Raw genomic sequence first — 16,122 nt, 5'->3', positions numbered from 1 at the left:
TAAAAGAAGCACCGCAGGACTATGACTGGTCCCCTGCAGCCTTCTTGGTCACCCGGTGATATCGCGAATGGCGATTTCACTCAAGATGCGTTCCAGCACCTGCTCGATGGATAACTCCGTGGAATCCAGCTGTATGGCGTCAGCCGCCGGCTTGAGCGGGGCTACCGCACGCTGGGTATCACGCTCATCGCGTGCACGGATCTCATCTAGCAGACTCGACAGACTAACACCATCGACTTTGCCCTTCAACTGCAAGTAACGGCGGCGCGCCCGCTCTTCGGCGCTGGCGGTCAGGAAAATCTTCAACGGCGCGTCTGGAAACACCACGGTGCCCATGTCGCGACCATCCGCGACCAGGCCCGGCGGTTCCTGAAACGCCCGCTGGCGCTGCAGCAGCGCGTCGCGCACGGCCGGCAGCGCGGCAACCTGGGAGGCCCAGGAGCCAACTTGTTCGTTACGCAGATCATCGGTCACATCGTCGCCTTCGAGGATGATGCGTTGCGGATGACCTTCCGTCGCGCCGACAAACTGCACATCAAGATGCGCCGCCAGCAGCTTCAAGGATTCTTCGTTGGTCAGGTCGACGCCGTGGTTACGCGCGGCAAAGGCCAGCAAACGGTACAGCGCGCCGGAATCCAGCAGGCACCAGCCCAGGCGCTTGGCCAAAATGCCGGCAATCGTGCCTTTGCCCGAGCCGCTTGGCCCGTCGATGGTAATCACCGGTGCTTTGATATTCACAATTGAGCCTCTTGGGCAACACGAATGCCGACATGGGCACACAGTGTAAGAAAGTTCGGAAAAGATGTAGCCACATTGGCACAGTCACGGATACGAATCGGCGCTGTCGCCCGCAGGGACGCCACACTGAAGGCCATGGCAATCCGGTGATCGCCATGGGAATGCACCTCGCCGCCGCCTATCAGGCCACCGTCAATGATAATCCCATCGGGTGTCGGTTCACACTTCACGCCCAACGCCAGCAGACCGTCGGCCATTACCTGGATACGGTCGGATTCCTTCACGCGCAGCTCTGCAGCGCCGCGCAACACGGTACGGCCCTGAGCACAGGCCGCCGCGATGAACAACACCGGAAACTCATCAATCGCCAGCGGCACCAACGCCTCAGGAATCTCGATGCCGTTCAGCGCAGCAGCACGCACGCGCAAATCGGCGACTGGTTCACCGCCGACTTCACGCAGGTTTTCCAGCGTGATGTCCGCGCCCATCAGCCGCAGGATATCGATCACACCGGTCCGTGTCGGATTGATCCCCACATGCTCCAGCAACAGCTCGGAACCCTCGGCAATCGACGCCGCGACCAGGAAGAATGCAGAAGAAGAAATGTCCCCCGGCACTTCAATATGCGTGGAGGTCAACGCATGGCCCGACTCAACCGACGCCGTAGCGCCCTGCACCTGCACCGGATAACCGAAGCCGCGCAGCATTCGTTCGGTGTGGTCACGGGTCGGTGCAGGCTCGGTCACCGAGGTTTTACCCTCGGCATACAAACCCGCCAGCAACAGGCAGGATTTGACCTGCGCGCTGGCCATTGGCAGCGTATAGGTCAAGCCTTTTAATGCCTGACCTCCGCGAATGGTCAACGGCGGACGCCCTTCCGGCCCGGTTTCAATCACCGCGCCCATTTCGCGCAGTGGCTTGGCCACGCGGCTCATCGGGCGCTTGGACAGCGAAGCATCGCCGGTCAACACACTGTCGAAGCGCTGCGCCGCCAGCAAGCCGGACAACAGGCGCATCGACGTTCCGGAGTTGCCCAGGTAGATCGGCCCCGGCGCCGGCTTCAAGCCATGCAGGCCAACGCCATGGATGATCACGCGCCCATGGTGCGGCCCTTCAATCACCACGCCCATGTCGCGAAACGCCTGCAAGGTCGCCAGGGCATCTTCGCCCTCAAGGAAACCTTCAACCTCTGTCACGCCATCAGCCAGTGAGCCGAGCATGATCGAGCGATGGGAGATCGACTTGTCGCCCGGCATCCGAATCTGTCCGCTCAGGCGGCCACCCGGGTTGGCGAGGAAGGTCTGCTCATCGGCGTTCACAGCAGTTTCCATATAGGCCCGGCGCGCCAGAATTTTGCTGAAGTGCTCACGCGCCACCCGCGCACGGGTGAACACGCCCAGTAATTGATGGCCGTCCCCGGCATCCACCGCGTCGCGCAAGGCGTCGAGGTCGCTGCGGAAGGTGTCCAGGGTGCGCAACACCGCCTCGCGATTGGCAAGGAAGATGTCATGCCACATCACTGGATCACTGCCGGCAATACGCGTGAAATCGCGGAAACCACCAGCGGCGTAGCGGAAAATATCGAGATTCTCGTTACGTTTAGCCAGCGAATCCACCAAGCCAAAAGCCAGCAAATGCGGCAAATGGCTGGTCGCCGCCAGCACTTCGTCGTGACGCTCGACCTGCATGTGCTCGACATCCGCACCCAGTTCACGCCACAGGCGATCGACCACAGCCAAGGCGGCCGGGTCGGTTTGCTCAAGCGGCGTCAGGATCACTTTATGACGACGGAACAACTGCGCATTGGACGCCTCGACACCACTTTGCTCGGAACCGGCAATCGGGTGGCCCGGCACAAAACGCGCCGGCATGCCGCCAAACGCCCGTTGCGCCGCGCGCACCACGTTGCCCTTGGCACTGCCGACATCCGTGAGAATCGCCTGCCCCAAGCCCATGCCGGCCAGCAAGGCCAGCAGCTTCTCCATCGCCAGAATCGGCACCGCGAGCTGGATCACGTCCGCACCCTGGCAAGCCAGCGCCAAGTCTGCTTCACAGCGATCCACCACGCCCAACTCAACCGCCAACTTGCGCGATTGCGGGTCCAGGTCCACACCGACCACTTCGCGGCACAGCCCGCTTTCACGCAGGCCTTTGGCAAACGAGCCGCCGATCAATCCCAGACCCACCACCACCAGGCGACCGATCATAGGCACAGCAGGTTGCAATGCAGTGACATCAACCACGAGCCAGAACCTTGGCCAACGCCTCCAGGAAGCGGCTGTTTTCCGCCGGCAATCCGATGGTGATACGCAGGTGGTTCGGCATGCCGTAGTTGGCCACCGGGCGCACGATCACGCCTTCGCGCAGCAGCCCCTGGAACACCGGGGCGGCGACTTGAGCAAGATCGACACAAATAAAGTTGCCCTTGGATGGAATCCAGCCCAGACCCAGCTCACGAAAACCTTCCTGCAGTTGCAGCATGCCGCTTTCGTTGATGCGACGACCTTCTTCCAGGTACTCGGCATCTTTCACCGCCGCACACGCCGCCGCCAAGGCAAGGCTGTTGACGTTGAACGGTTGGCGCACGCGGTTCAGCACGTCAGCCACCACCGCCGTCGACAAGCCGTAGCCAACCCGCAACGACGCCAGGCCGTAGGCCTTGGAGAAGGTGCGCGACACCAGCAGGTTCGGGTAAGCCGCGAGAAAATCCAGACCATCCGGCAGGTCGCTGCCTTCTGCGTACTCGATGTAGGCCTCGTCCAGCACCACCAGCACATGCTCCGGCACGTCTTGCAGGAAGTCGTTCAACGCTTGCGCATCGAACCAGGTGCCGGTCGGGTTATTCGGGTTGGCGATAAACACCACACGGGTCTGGGCGTCGATGGCCGCCAGCATGGCCGGCAGGTCGTGCCCCCAGTCCTTGGCCGGAATAACACGCGCGTCGGCGCCGACTGCCTGAGTGACGATCGGGTACACGGCAAACGCGTGCTCGCTGAATACCGCATTCAAGCCAGGCGCCAGGTAAGCACGGCCGACCAATTCAAGAATGTCGTTGGAGCCGTTGCCCAGGGTCACCTGGTTCAGCTCGACCCGGCAGTTTTGCGCCAGCAGAGACTTGAGGGCAAAACCATTACCGTCCGGGTAGCGGGTCAGCTCAGCCAACTCGTCACGAATCGCCACCAATACCTTGGGACTCGGGCCCAGCGGGTTTTCGTTACTGGCCAGCTTGACGATCTTCGACGGATCCAGGTTCAACTCACGCGCCAGCTCGTCCACAGGCTTGCCTGGAACGTAAGGCGACAGTTGTTGCACGCCCGGCTGAGCCAGGGCGAGGAAGTTGCCACTCATGTTAAAGCCTCACAAAACCGCTTTCGGGTAAGAGCCCAGCACCTTGAGTGCCACGGCTTCCTGACTGATTTTCTCCAGCACGCCCTTGACCAGTGGGTCGCGGTGATGGCCGATGAAGTCGATAAAGAACACATAAGTCCATTTACCGCTGCGCGAAGGGCGTGTCTCGATTCGCGTCAGGTCAATCCCGTTGTCGTGGAACGGCACCAGCAGCTCATGCAGCGCGCCGGGCTTGTTGCTCATGGAGACAATGATCGAAGTCTTGTCGTCGCCGGTCGGCGGCACTTCCTGGCTGCCAATCATCAAGAAGCGCGTGGAGTTGTCCGGGCGGTCCTCGATTTTCTCGGCCAGGCGCGTCAGGCCATACAGGCCCGCTGCCATATCGCCAGCGATTGCTGCCGAATTCCACTCACCCTTGACCCGCTTGGCCGCTTCGGCGTTGCTGGACACCGCCACGCGCTCGACATTCGGGTAATGTGCGTCCAGCCACTTGCGGCACTGGGCCAGGGATTGGGCGTGGGAGTAGATGCGGCTGATGCTGTCGGTCTTGGTGCTCTCGCCCACCAGCAAGTGGTGGTGGATACGCAGCTCGACTTCGCCGCAAATCACCATGTCGTGCTCAAGGAAGCTGTCCAGCGTGTGGTTGACCGCGCCTTCGGTGGAGTTTTCCACCGGCACCACGCCAAAGTTCACCGCACCGGCCGCCACTTCACGGAACACTTCGTCAATCGCCGCCATTGGCTTGCTGATCACCGCGTGGCCGAAATGTTTCATGGCCGCCGCTTGGGTGAAGGTGCCTTCAGGGCCGAGGTAAGCCACTTTCAGCGGCTGCTCCAGCGCCAGGCACGAGGACATGATTTCACGGAACAACCGCGCCATTTCTTCGTTGCCCAATGGCCCCTTGTTGCGCTCCATCACGCGCTTGAGCACCTGCGCTTCACGCTCAGGCCGGTAGAAAACCGGTACTTCGCCTTCAGCCAGGGATGCCATTTTTACCCGTGCCACTTCCTGGGCGCACCGCGCGCGCTCACTGATCAGCTCCAAGACTTTCTCGTCCAGGCTGTCAATGCGTACACGCAGGGCCTTGAGTTCTTGCTCAGACATTAGCCGTGTTCCTTTTCGAACTCTGCCATGTAGGCAACCAGCGCGTGGATCGCGTTGATGTCGACAGCGTTGTAGATGGAGGCGCGCATGCCACCGACCGAACGGTGGCCCTTGAGGTTCAGCAGGCCGCGCTCGTCGGCGCCGGCCAGGAATGGCTTGTCCAGGCGATCATCAGCCAGACGGAACGGCACGTTCATCCACGAGCGGTCGGTCAGGTTGATCGGGTTGCTGTACAGGCCGCTGGCGTCGATGAAGTCGTACAGGGTGCGCTTCTTCTCTTCGTTGAGCTTGCCCATGGCGGCGACACCGCCCTGCTCTTTGAGCCACTCGAACACCAGGCCAGACAGGTACCAGGCGAACGCCGGCGGCGTGTTGTACATCGAGCCGTTATCGGCCGCGACCTTGTAGTTGAGCATGGTCGGGCACACCGAACGGGCGCGACCCAGCAGGTCTTCACGGATGATGTTGACCAGGATGCCGCTCGGGCCGATGTTCTTCTGCGCCCCGGCGTAGATCATGCCGTACTTGGACACATCGATCGGACGCGAGAGGATGTCCGAGGACATGTCGCACACCAACGGCACATCGCCCACTTCCGGCACCCAGTCGAACTCCAGGCCGCCGATGGTTTCGTTCGCTACGTAGTGAACATAGGCCGCGTCTTTCGAGAGCTTCCACTCGTTCTGACCAGGGATGGCGAAGTAGTCATAAGGCTTGGCAGTGCCCGCCACGTTGACGTGACCGTAACGGGAAGCCTCTTCAATGGCCTTCTGGCCCCAGATACCGGTATCGATATAGTCGGCCGTGCCGTCTTCGGGCAGCAGGTTCAGCGGCAGTTGAGCAAACTGCTGGCTCGCGCCGCCTTGCAGGAACAGCACTTTGTAGTGGGAGGGGATGTCCAGCAAGTCGCGCAGATCCTGCTCGGCCTTGGTGGCAATGGACACGAACTCATCGCTGCGATGGCTCATTTCCATCACGGAGAGGCCTTTTCCATGCCAGTCGAGGAGTTCACCCTGCGCGCGCTGCAGGACTGCTTCAGGAAGCGCCGCGGGACCGGCACAGAAGTTATAGGCTCTCTTGCTCACATCCAATCTCACTCTGATCTGGTGGTAGTCACACAAACATATCAGCCGACACCCAATCCAATGTGGGAGCGGGCTTGCTCGCGAAAGCGATCCAACAGGCGACATCTCTGGTGAATGTCAGTCCGCTTTCGCGAGCAAGCCCGCTCCCACACTCGATCTCCACAGCTGTCGATATTTCCGTTCGGACAAACAACAAGGGGGCGAATCTTCATCCGCCCCCTGTGTGTCCGCTTATTCCTGCGGTTCTTCTTCGTCTGCGGCAGCATCGAGGGTTGGCTCGTCGACGTTGTCATCGCCAGCTGCGATCACCTCGCCGTCGAACTCTTCACCTTCTTCCAGCTCTTCGCCTTCGACTTCCGACGGTTCCTGCACACGCTCCAGGCCGACCAGTTTTTCATCCTTGGCCAGCTTGATCAGGGTCACACCCTGGGTGTTACGGCCCAGGCTCGACACTTCGGCCACACGGGTACGCACCAGGGTGCCCTGGTCGGAAATCAGCATGATTTCCTCGCCATCGAGCACCTGGACCGCGCCGACCAGACGGCCGTTGCGATCGTTGCTGACCATGGCGATAACGCCCTGGCCGCCACGCTTGTACTCCGGGAACTCGGTGATCGCAGTGCGCTTGCCATAACCACGCGCCGAAGCGGTGAGGATCTGGCTGCCTTCTTCCGGAATCAGCATCGAAATCAGCTTCTGCCCTTCTGGCAGACGCATGCCGCGCACACCGCGGGCGGTACGGCCCATGGCACGCACGTCGGATTCCTTGAAGCGCGTCACTTTGCCGCCGTCGGAGAACAGCATGACTTCACGCTCGCCGTCGGTGATGGCAGCGGAGATCAGCACGTCGCCTTCGTCCAGCTCCAGGGCGATCAGGCCCACGCTGCGCTGACGGCTGAAGGATTCCAGCGGGGTCTTCTTCACGGTGCCTTTGGCGGTGGCCATGAAGATGAAGTGACCTTCGGTGTATTCCTCGACCGGCAGCATGGTGGTGATGTATTCATCACTGTCCAGCGGCAGCAGGTTGACCAACGGGCGACCACGGGCGGCACGCGAGGCTTCCGGGATTTCGTAGGTTTTCAGCCAGTACACTTTGCCTTTGCTGGAGAACAGCAGCAGCGTGGTGTGGCTGTTGGCGACCAGCAGGTGAGCAATGTAGTCCTCATCCTTCACGCCGGTAGCCGATTTGCCTTTACCACCACGACGCTGGGCCTGGTACGCAGCCAACGGCTGGGTCTTGGCATAGCCACCGTGGGAGATGGTCACCACGCGCTCTTCTTCCGGGATCATGTCACCCAGGGTCAGGTCGAGGCGCGCATCAAGGATTTCGGTGCGACGCACATCGCCGTATTCGGCGCGGATCACTTCCAGTTCTTCGCGGATCACTTCCATCAGGCGCACGGCGCTGCTGAGGATGCGGATCAACTCGCCGATCTGGTTGAGGATTTCCTGGTACTCGGCCAGCAGCTTCTCGTGCTCCAGACCGGTCAGGCGGTGCAGGCGCAGTTCCAGAATGGCCTGGGCCTGTTCCGGCGACAGGAAGTACTTGCCGTCACGCAGACCGTATTGCGGGTCGAGGGTCTCGGGGCGGCACGAATCGGCGCCGGCGCGCTCAACCATCGCCACAACAGCGCTGGATTCCCACGGCATCTTGATCAGCGCTTCTTTAGCTTCCGACGGCGTCGGCGAAGCCTTGATCAGGGCGATGACCGGGTCGATGTTCGACAGGGCAACGGCCTGGCCTTCCAGGATGTGACCACGTTCGCGCGCTTTACGCAGTTCGAACACGGTACGGCGGGTAACCACTTCGCGGCGGTGACGCACGAAGGCTTCCAGCAGATCCTTGAGGTTCAGGATGCGCGGACGGCCGTCGATCAGTGCAACCACGTTGATGCCAAACACGCTTTGCAGCTGGGTCTGGGCGTAGAGGTTGTTGAGGATCACCTCAGGCACTTCGCCACGACGCAGTTCGATCACTACGCGCATACCGTCTTTGTCGGACTCGTCGCGCAGCTCGGTGATGCCTTCCAGCTTCTTCTCTTTAACCAGCTCGGCGATCTTCTCGATCAGACGCGCCTTGTTCAACTGGTAAGGCAGTTCGGTGATGACGATCTGCTGACGGCCACCGACCTTGTCGATGTCTTCGATGATCGAGCGGGCGCGCATGTAAATGCGGCCGCGACCGGTGCGGTAGGCTTCGATGATGCCGGCGCGACCGTTGATGATCGCGGCGGTCGGGAAGTCCGGACCGGGGATGTATTGCATCAGCTCATCGACGGTCAGCTCAGGGTTGTCGATGAGGGCCAGGCAACCGTCGATGACTTCACCGAGGTTGTGTGGCGGGATGTTGGTCGCCATGCCGACGGCGATACCGCTGGAGCCGTTGACCAGCAGGTTGGGGATCTTGGTCGGCATGACGGCCGGGATCATTTCGGTGCCGTCGTAGTTCGGCACCCAGTCCACGGTTTCTTTGTGCAGGTCGGCCAGCAGCTCGTGCGCCAGCTTGGTCATGCGCACTTCGGTGTATCGCATGGCCGCAGCGTTGTCGCCGTCGACCGAACCGAAGTTGCCCTGGCCGTCTACCAGCAGGTAGCGCAGGGAAAACGGCTGCGCCATCCGAACGATGGTGTCGTACACCGCAGTGTCGCCGTGAGGGTGATACTTACCGATCACGTCACCGACAACACGGGCAGATTTCTTGTACGGCTTGTTCCAGTCGTTACCCAGCTCGCTCATCGCGAACAGCACACGCCGGTGCACGGGCTTCAAGCCATCGCGCGCATCAGGCAGTGCTCGACCGACAATTACGCTCATCGCGTAGTCGAGGTAGGACTGTTTCAGCTCGTCTTCGATATTGACCGGGAGGATTTCTTTGGCCAGTTCGCCCATGAGAAGCCTGATTCCTTTTTCGGGTGAAACCTCGTCACATCCTATGGGACGAACGAAGCTCGCCGCTGCCGACAGAGTGCCTGACAACGACTTACGACAAATCAACGAGTTATGACACGGATCTGCACGTTATGGGCAGCCCCTTGAGGCAGCCCTGGAAACCGCCGGATGTTATCACAATCGCCGCCACGCACCTATCCCCCAGATGCGCATGGAGCATAGTTAGTTGACGGATGACGGGCCTGAGGGCGACGAGAGGGGCTCAGAGGTAGGGTGGTGCTGTTTTTTGAGGGCAGATCCAAGGGTTTTATTGACTTATAAGGCCAATCGGGGGCAAGCCCCCTCCCACACTCGAAGTGTGAACACAGTCAAAATGTGGGAGGGGGCTTGCCCCCGATAGCCGTCTGACAGTCGCCAACCCCTCAATGCAGGCGCTTACGGCACATCAACTTGGCCAGCTTGGCGGTGTCCGGGCGTTCGACGATGCCTTTTTCGGTCACGATCACATCAATCAGATCAGCCGGGGTTACGTCGAACACGGGATTCAAAGCGGCCACGTCCAACCGTTGCCCCATGACCTCCAGCAACTCACCGGGATCACGCTCCTCCAAAGCGACGTCTTCACCCGTGGCCATCATCAAATCGAGTGTCGAGCTTGGCGCCACCACCATAAAGCGCACGCCATGGTGCATCGCGCACACGGCCAACTGGTACGTGCCGATCGTGCCGATCACATCACCGTTGGCGGCAATGCAGTCGGCGCCGACGATCACCCAGGTCACGCCCTTGGTCTTGAGGATATGCGCGCCAGCCGAGTCAGCATTCACCGTCGCCGCAATACCCTCGCCTGCCAGCTCCCACGCCGTCAGCCGCGAACCTTGCAGCCAAGGGCGCGTCTCGTTGACATAGACATGCTCGACCAACCCCTCCAGAAACGCGGCGCGAACCACCCCGAGGGCCGTGCCGACGCCGCCTGTGGCCAGTGCGCCGGCATTGCCGTGGGTCAGAATCGCCTGGGCGTTGCCCTGGTGCTTGCGAATCCGCTCGAGGCCCAACTGGGCCATGACCACATTGGCCTCCCGGTCGCTTTCATGGATCGCAATCGCTTCCGCCTCCAGCGCCGCCACCGGGTCGGCGTGCTTCTTGATGCGGTCCAGGCGATCGCGCATGCGCTTCAAGGCCCAGAACAGGTTCGCGGCTGTCGGCCGGCTATCAGCCAACAGTGCGTAGTCTTCTTCCCACGCGGCCTGCCAGTCGCCGCCTTCAGCGATGCGTTCACGCGCGGCGAGCACCAGGCCATAGGCGGCGCTGATACCAATGGCCGGCGCGCCGCGCACCACCATCGTGCGTATGGCATCGGCCACTTCAGCCACAGAGGTGCAGGCAACCCAGGTTTCCCGAGACGGCAAGGCACGCTGATCGAGCAGGTGCAGCGCGCCATCACGCCATTCGATGGCTTTCACTTTCTCCGCTGCTAACAGTCGGTCGCGCATCCCTTACCCCGCACTCATGAACAAAAGCCGCCGATTATAGCGATCCGCCAGCCAGGACGCTCGGGTATACTTCGCCCTTCTTTTATAGCTGCCCGGGAAGAAGCCTGCGATGACCTCCACTGCCGCCCCGCTCGACTTATTGCTGCTGCCGACCTGGCTGGTACCTGTCGAACCTGCCGGCGTGGTGCTCAAGGAACATGGCCTGGGCATCCGCGATGGTCGCATCGCCTTTATCGGGCCACGGGCCGCGGCATTGAAGCTGGCCGCCACCGAGGTGCGCGAGCTGCCGGGCATGCTGCTCAGCCCGGGCTTGATCAACGCCCACGGCCACGCAGCGATGAGCCTGTTTCGCGGGCTGGCCGACGACTTGCCGCTGATGACCTGGCTGGAAAAACACATCTGGCCCGCCGAAGCCAAGTGGGTCGATGAAGCCTTCGTGCGCGACGGCACCGACCTGGCCATCGCCGAGCAGCTCAAGGGCGGCATCACCTGCTTCTGCGACATGTACTTCTACCCCAAGGTCGCCAGCGACTGCGTGCACAACAGCGGCATGCGCGCGCAGATCGCGATTCCGATCCTCGACTTCCCGATTCCCGGCGCCAGCACGGCCGACGAGGCGATTCGCCAGGGCATCGAGCTGTTCGGCGACCTCAAGCACCATCCGCGCATCCGGATCACCTTCGGGCCCCACGCGCCGTACACCGTGTGCGATGAAAACCTGGAAAAGATCCGGATAATTGCCGAAGAGCTGGACGCCTCGATCCATATGCACGTGCACGAAACCGCCTTCGAAGTGCAGCAGGCCGTCGAGCAGACCGGCGAACGCCCACTCGCGCGCCTGGGCCGTCTCGGCCTGCTTGGCCCGCGCTTCCAGGCCGTTCATATGACCCAAATCAGCGAGGACGACCTGGCTTTGCTGGTAGAAAGCAACACCAGCGTCATCCATTGCCCGGAATCGAACCTGAAACTGGCCAGCGGCTTTTGCCCGGTGGAGCGTCTGTGGCAGGCTGGTGTCAACGTGGCGATCGGCACCGACGGCGCCGCCAGCAACAATGACCTCGACCTGCTCGGCGAAACCCGTACCGCCGCCATGCTGGCCAAGGCCGTCGCCGGTTCGGCCACCGCCCTGGACGCCCATCGCGCCCTGCGCATGGCCACGCTCAACGGCGCGCGCGCCATGGGCCTGGAAAGCGAGATTGGCTCACTGGAGGTCGGCAAGGCTGCCGACATCGTGGCCTTTGATCTTTCGGGGCTGGCGCAACAACCGATCTACGATCCGGTCTCACAGCTTATCTATGCCACCGGACGCGATTGCGTGAAACACCTTTGGGTCGCCGGCAAGCAGTTGCTCGACGACCGGCAATTGACCCGCATGGATGAACAACAGTTGACCGCCACGGCCATTGCCTGGGGCCAACGCATCAGCGGGCACAGCGAATAACGCAGGGTTTGCACCTACGCTTGAACACCTGCAAACCGATTTATCAGATTTAGAGGATTCACCATGAGCAACGTCGACCACGCCGAAATCGCCAAATTCGAAGCCCTGGCTCACCGCTGGTGGGACCGCGAAAGCGAGTTCAAACCCCTGCACGACATCAACCCGCTGCGGGTCAACTGGATTGACGAACGCGTCAACCTGGCCGGCAAAAAGGTACTCGACGTCGGCTGCGGCGGCGGCATCCTCAGCGAAGCGATGGCCCAGCGTGGCGCCACCGTGATGGGCATCGATATGGGCGAAGCCCCGCTGGCCGTCGCGCAACTGCACCAGCTGGAATCCGGCGTAAGCGTGGAATACCGCCAGATCACCGCCGAAGCCCTGGCCGAAGAAATGCCCGAGCAGTTCGACGTGGTCACCTGCCTTGAGATGCTCGAGCACGTGCCAGACCCCTCCTCGGTGATTCGCGCCTGTTTCCGCATGGTCAAGCCAGGCGGCCAGGTGTTCTTCTCCACCATCAACCGCAACCCCAAGGCCTACCTGTTCGCGATCATCGGCGCCGAATACATCATGAAGTTGCTGCCGCGCGGCACCCACGACTTCAAGAAATTCATCCGCCCTTCCGAGCTGGGCGCCTGGAGCCGCCAGGCCGGGCTGACCGTCAAAGACATCATCGGCCTGACCTACAACCCGCTGACCAAGCACTACAAGCTGGCCAACGACGTTGACGTCAACTACATGATCCAGACCCTGCGCGAGGAGTAAGCCTGTGAAGTTGCGAGCGGTTCTCTTCGATATGGACGGTACATTGCTGGACACCGCGCCGGACTTCATCGCGATCTGCCAGGCGATGCGCGCCGACCGCGGCCTGGCGCCGATCAACGACCAGCACATTCGCGATGAAATCTCCGGCGGCGCGCGGGCGATGGTTGCCGTGACCTTCTCGATGGACCCGGAATCCCCAGGCTTTGAAGCGTTGCGCCTGGAGTTTCTGGAGCGCTACCTCAAGGGCTGCGCGATCCACAGCAAGCTCTTCGACGGCATGGAAGAACTGCTGCAGGACATCGAAAAATCCAACCTGGTCTGGGGCGTGGTCACCAACAAGCCGCTGCGCTTTGCCGAACCGATCATGCAGCAGCTGGGCCTGGCCGAGCGTTCGGCGCTGCTGATCTGCCCGGACCACGTGAAAAACAGCAAGCCAGACCCGGAGCCGCTGATCCTGGCGTGCAAGATGCTCGACCTGGACCCGGCCAGCGTGCTGTTCGTGGGCGATGACCTGCGCGATATCGAGTCCGGCCGCGACGCCGGCACCCGTACCGCAGCGGTCACGTTCGGCTACATCCACCCGGACGACAACCCCCGCAACTGGGGCGCCGATGTCGTGGTGGACCACCCGCTGGAACTGCGCAAGGTGCTGGATAACGCACTGTGCAGTTGCTGATTGTTGGACGATCTCGCCAACACTGAGATCAATGTGGGAGCTGGCTTGCTTTCGATAGCGGTCTGCCAGCCAGCACATCTGGAGGCAGGCACTCTGCTATCGCAGGCAAGCCAGCTCCCACCTGAAATGGATTCCACTTCAAGAGCTGCAATATCTTGAATTCTGTCGAGGCTATTTATGTTTGATTACTGCGCACGTCCAGAACTGCTCAAAGGCCGGGTGATCCTGGTGACCGGCGCCGGTCGCGGGATTGGCGCGGCGGCGGCAAAAACCTACGCCGCCCATGGCGCTACCGTGCTGTTGCTGGGCAAAACCGAAGCCAACCTGGCTCAGGTGTATGACGAAATCGAAGCGGCAGGCCAACCGCAACCGGTGGTGATCCCGTTCAACCTCGAGACCGCCCTGCCACATCAATACGATGAGCTGGCCGCGATGATCGAAAAGGCGTTCGGCCGCCTCGACGGCCTGCTGCACAACGCCTCGATCATCGGCCCGCGCACGCCGATCGAGCAGCTGTCCGGTGAGAATTTCATGCGGGTGATGCACGTCAACGTCAACGCGATGTTCATGCTGACCAGCACGTTGCTGCCGCTGCTCAAGCTGTCCCAGGATGCGTCGGTGGTGTTCACCTCCAGCAGCGTCGGGCGCAAGGGCCGTGCCTACTGGGGCGCGTACGGCGTGTCGAAGTTCGCGACTGAAGGCTTGATGCAAACCCTGGCCGATGAGCTGGAGGATGTCGCATCGGTGCGTTCCAACAGCATCAACCCAGGCGGCACGCGCACCAGCATGCGCGCTCAGGCATACCCAGGGGAAAACCCGATGGAAAGGCCGGCGCCGGAAGAAATCATGCCGGTGTACCTGTACCTGATGGGGCCGGACAGTACCGGTATTAATGGGCAGGCGTTTGATGCGCAGTAAAACCTGACACAGCACAAATCAAACTGTGGAACCGGGTTTAAGTGGGAGCTGGCTTGCCTGCGATGGCATCACCGCGGTGTACCTGACACACCGAGTTGATGCCATCGCAGGCAAGTCAGCTCCCACATTGGTTTGCGGTGTATCTGGGGGGGTTAGTTTTTCACCACTTCTTCCAAGGTGAAACGCCCCAGCGGGTTCTGCAGGAAGTTGCTCACATTCTTGCGTGAGATGTTGATGTACGGGCTGTAGTACAGGTCGATCCAGTTCACATCCTGTTTCGCCAGCTTCTGCAACTCGACGTACATCTGCTCACGCTTGACCGGATCAGCCTCGATCCGCGCGGCCGCCACCAGTGCCTTGACCTTGTCGTTCTTGTAGCGGGTCATGTAGTTCTGGTTGGTGTCGTGGCCGAGCACGAAGGTGGTTTTCTGGTCCGGATCGAGGATGTCGTTGGTCCAGTACATCACCGAAATATCGTACTCACCGTCCACCAGCATCTGCCAGCTTTGGGTCGGGTCGACTTTCTGCAGGTTGGCGGTCACGTCGACCTTGGCCAACTGGTCCTTGATGATCACCGCAATCTGCTCGTCGGCTTCGTTGCCGGCGTTGACCACGTAGTTGAGCTTCAAGTCCTTGGCCCCGGCCTCCTCCAGCAGCTTCTTGGCGGCGGTCGGGTCATACGGACGTTGCAGGTTGTTGGCGTAGTGGTACAGCGAGCCTTTCGGAATGTAGGAATAGGCCACGGTGCCCTGACCGTAAGTGGCGGTCTTGACCAGCGATTGTTTGTCGATGGCCATGTCCAGCGCCTCGCGCACTTGCGGTTTGGCCAGCAAGCCGTGGGCGTGGTTGATCAGCAAGTGGTCTTCGCGGGTCGACGGGTCGGAGTGGATCACCACGTTCTTGTCTTTTTTCAGCTCTTCCACGCGGGAGAACGGTACGAAGATCGCCGTGTCGAGCTCGTTGTTCTGCACCATGCGCATGCGCGTGTTGTCGTCGGTAACCGACACCCACTCAACACCATCCAGGCTTACGTTGTTAGCCTGCCAGAAGTTCGGGTTCTTCTTCAAAATCACCCGGTCGCCCTTGCGCCACTCGTCCACGGTAAACGCGCCGGACGTCACCGGGTTTTCCGAGTAAGCGTCTTCGCCCATCTTGGTCATGGCTTTTTCCGACAGGATCGACACCGTCGGCGACGCCAATTGCGAGAGAAAGGCCACAGCCGGAGTTTTCAGGGTGACCACCAGGGTGTGCGGGTCCGACGCCTTGGCGGTGTTGATCAGGCTGAACGGGTCGCTCCACAGCGAGGCCTTGTTGTCGCGGATACGCAACAGGCTGAACGCTGCGTCGTCGGCGGTGATCGGCGAGCCGTCGGAAAACTTCGCCTCGCGCAGCTTGAAGGTGTAGGTCAGGCCGTCCTTGGAAATGTCCCAGCTTTCTGCCAGGCCCGGCTCCATCTTGGTGCCCAGGTTATCCACGCGCACCAGCGTGTCGTAGACGTTGGCGAACACCCAGGTGTCGCGGTTTTGCGCGCTTTTGATCGGGTCGAACGTGGTGCTGTCTTCACGGCAGCCGATGGTCAGCACACCGGCGGCCTGGGCCAGGCCGGCAGTAAGGGACCACGCGGTCAACGTAGCGGCGGCGAGCAACTTCAAATGGCGGGATTGCATG

General features: G+C 61.3%; 12 protein-coding genes. 4 read left to right on the top strand and 8 right to left on the bottom strand.

Translation table 11 applies throughout. The features are described 5' to 3' along the window. Positions 1 to 48 precede the first annotated feature (48 nt). The 7 genes from cmk to mtnA all read right to left on the bottom strand — a co-directional run bounded on the left by cmk (position 49) and on the right by mtnA (position 10,657). Positions 49 to 738 (bottom strand): (d)CMP kinase, encoded by a 690-nt coding sequence (gene cmk / locus ABWL43_RS08135; protein WP_145163144.1) that lies wholly within the window; start codon positions 736 to 738, stop codon positions 49 to 51. After that, the gene (locus tag ABWL43_RS08130) at positions 735 to 2,945 is read right to left on the bottom strand and encodes a bifunctional prephenate dehydrogenase/3-phosphoshikimate 1-carboxyvinyltransferase (RefSeq protein WP_404488377.1); all 2,211 of its coding nucleotides are present in this window, start codon (positions 2,943 to 2,945) and stop codon (positions 735 to 737) included. The genes cmk and ABWL43_RS08130 overlap by 4 nt, the downstream gene beginning before the upstream one ends. Positions 2,946 to 2,973: 28 nt before the next feature. Then, a complete protein-coding gene (gene hisC / locus ABWL43_RS08125) occupies positions 2,974 to 4,086 on the bottom strand; it encodes a histidinol-phosphate transaminase (protein WP_404487400.1) in 1,113 nt (370 codons plus the stop codon). Between the two features lie 9 nt (positions 4,087 to 4,095). Then, positions 4,096 to 5,190, bottom strand: coding sequence for a prephenate dehydratase (gene pheA, locus ABWL43_RS08120; protein ID WP_053132458.1), 1,095 nt, complete (start codon positions 5,188 to 5,190; stop codon positions 4,096 to 4,098). Continuing rightward, a complete protein-coding gene (gene serC, locus ABWL43_RS08115; protein ID WP_145163139.1) occupies positions 5,190 to 6,275 on the bottom strand; it encodes a 3-phosphoserine/phosphohydroxythreonine transaminase in 1,086 nt (361 codons plus the stop codon). Before serC ends, pheA begins: the two co-directional genes overlap by 1 nt. Positions 6,276 to 6,506: 231 nt before the next feature. Further along, positions 6,507 to 9,164, bottom strand: coding sequence for a DNA gyrase subunit A (gene gyrA / locus ABWL43_RS08110; protein ID WP_145163138.1), 2,658 nt, complete (start codon positions 9,162 to 9,164; stop codon positions 6,507 to 6,509). 422 nt (positions 9,165 to 9,586) lie between these two features. Then, entirely contained in the window at positions 9,587 to 10,657 is a 1,071-nt protein-coding gene (gene mtnA, locus ABWL43_RS08105; RefSeq protein ID WP_404487399.1) for an S-methyl-5-thioribose-1-phosphate isomerase, read from the bottom strand. A 109-nt stretch (positions 10,658 to 10,766) separates the two neighbouring features. Between mtnA and ABWL43_RS08100 the strand changes: the two genes are divergently transcribed. The 4 genes from ABWL43_RS08100 to ABWL43_RS08085 all read left to right on the top strand — a co-directional run bounded on the left by ABWL43_RS08100 (position 10,767) and on the right by ABWL43_RS08085 (position 14,454). Further along, on the top strand, positions 10,767 to 12,098 hold the full coding sequence (locus ABWL43_RS08100) for a TRZ/ATZ family hydrolase (protein WP_242193869.1): 1,332 nt from the start codon (positions 10,767 to 10,769) through the stop codon (positions 12,096 to 12,098). A 63-nt stretch (positions 12,099 to 12,161) separates the two neighbouring features. Further along, positions 12,162 to 12,860: a bifunctional 2-polyprenyl-6-hydroxyphenol methylase/3-demethylubiquinol 3-O-methyltransferase UbiG gene (gene ubiG / locus ABWL43_RS08095; protein WP_003189760.1), complete on the top strand. Its 699-nt coding sequence runs from the start codon at positions 12,162 to 12,164 to the stop codon at positions 12,858 to 12,860. Between the two features lie 4 nt (positions 12,861 to 12,864). Then, positions 12,865 to 13,536: an N-acetylmuramic acid 6-phosphate phosphatase MupP gene (gene mupP / locus ABWL43_RS08090; RefSeq protein ID WP_106576876.1), complete on the top strand. Its 672-nt coding sequence runs from the start codon at positions 12,865 to 12,867 to the stop codon at positions 13,534 to 13,536. A gap of 177 nt (positions 13,537 to 13,713) precedes the next feature. Then, positions 13,714 to 14,454, top strand: a complete 741-nt coding sequence (locus ABWL43_RS08085) for a YciK family oxidoreductase (RefSeq protein WP_145163133.1) — start codon at positions 13,714 to 13,716, stop codon at positions 14,452 to 14,454. 152 nt (positions 14,455 to 14,606) lie between these two features. Here the strand turns inward: ABWL43_RS08085 and ABWL43_RS08080 are convergent, their stop codons facing one another. After that, a complete protein-coding gene (locus ABWL43_RS08080; RefSeq protein ID WP_404487398.1) occupies positions 14,607 to 16,121 on the bottom strand; it encodes an ABC transporter substrate-binding protein in 1,515 nt (504 codons plus the stop codon). Position 16,122 lies beyond the last annotated feature (1 nt).

The sequence above is a fragment of the Pseudomonas sp. HT11 genome (assembly GCF_044875395.1).
GTDB lineage: Bacteria > Pseudomonadota > Gammaproteobacteria > Pseudomonadales > Pseudomonadaceae > Aquipseudomonas.
Note: the sequence above shows the minus strand (reverse complement) of the source record. Positions and strands in the feature narration are given on the sequence as shown.

Excerpts from the sequence above, each read along its gene's own strand:
- ABWL43_RS08130 (WP_404488377.1), bottom strand. The coding sequence starts at position 2,945 with ATGATCGGTCGCCTGGTGGTGGTGGGTCTGGGATTGATCGGCGGCTCG.
- hisC (WP_404487400.1), bottom strand. The coding sequence starts at position 4,086 with ATGAGTGGCAACTTCCTCGCCCTGGCTCAGCCGGGCGTGCAACAACTG.
- pheA (WP_053132458.1), bottom strand. The coding sequence starts at position 5,190 with ATGTCTGAGCAAGAACTCAAGGCCCTGCGTGTACGCATTGACAGCCTG.
- gyrA (WP_145163138.1), bottom strand. The coding sequence starts at position 9,164 with ATGGGCGAACTGGCCAAAGAAATCCTCCCGGTCAATATCGAAGACGAG.
- mtnA (WP_404487399.1), bottom strand. The coding sequence starts at position 10,657 with ATGCGCGACCGACTGTTAGCAGCGGAGAAAGTGAAAGCCATCGAATGG.
- ABWL43_RS08100 (WP_242193869.1), top strand. The coding sequence starts at position 10,767 with ATGACCTCCACTGCCGCCCCGCTCGACTTATTGCTGCTGCCGACCTGG.
- ubiG (WP_003189760.1), top strand. The coding sequence starts at position 12,162 with ATGAGCAACGTCGACCACGCCGAAATCGCCAAATTCGAAGCCCTGGCT.
- ABWL43_RS08085 (WP_145163133.1), top strand. The coding sequence starts at position 13,714 with ATGTTTGATTACTGCGCACGTCCAGAACTGCTCAAAGGCCGGGTGATC.
- ABWL43_RS08080 (WP_404487398.1), bottom strand. The coding sequence starts at position 16,121 with ATGCAATCCCGCCATTTGAAGTTGCTCGCCGCCGCTACGTTGACCGCG.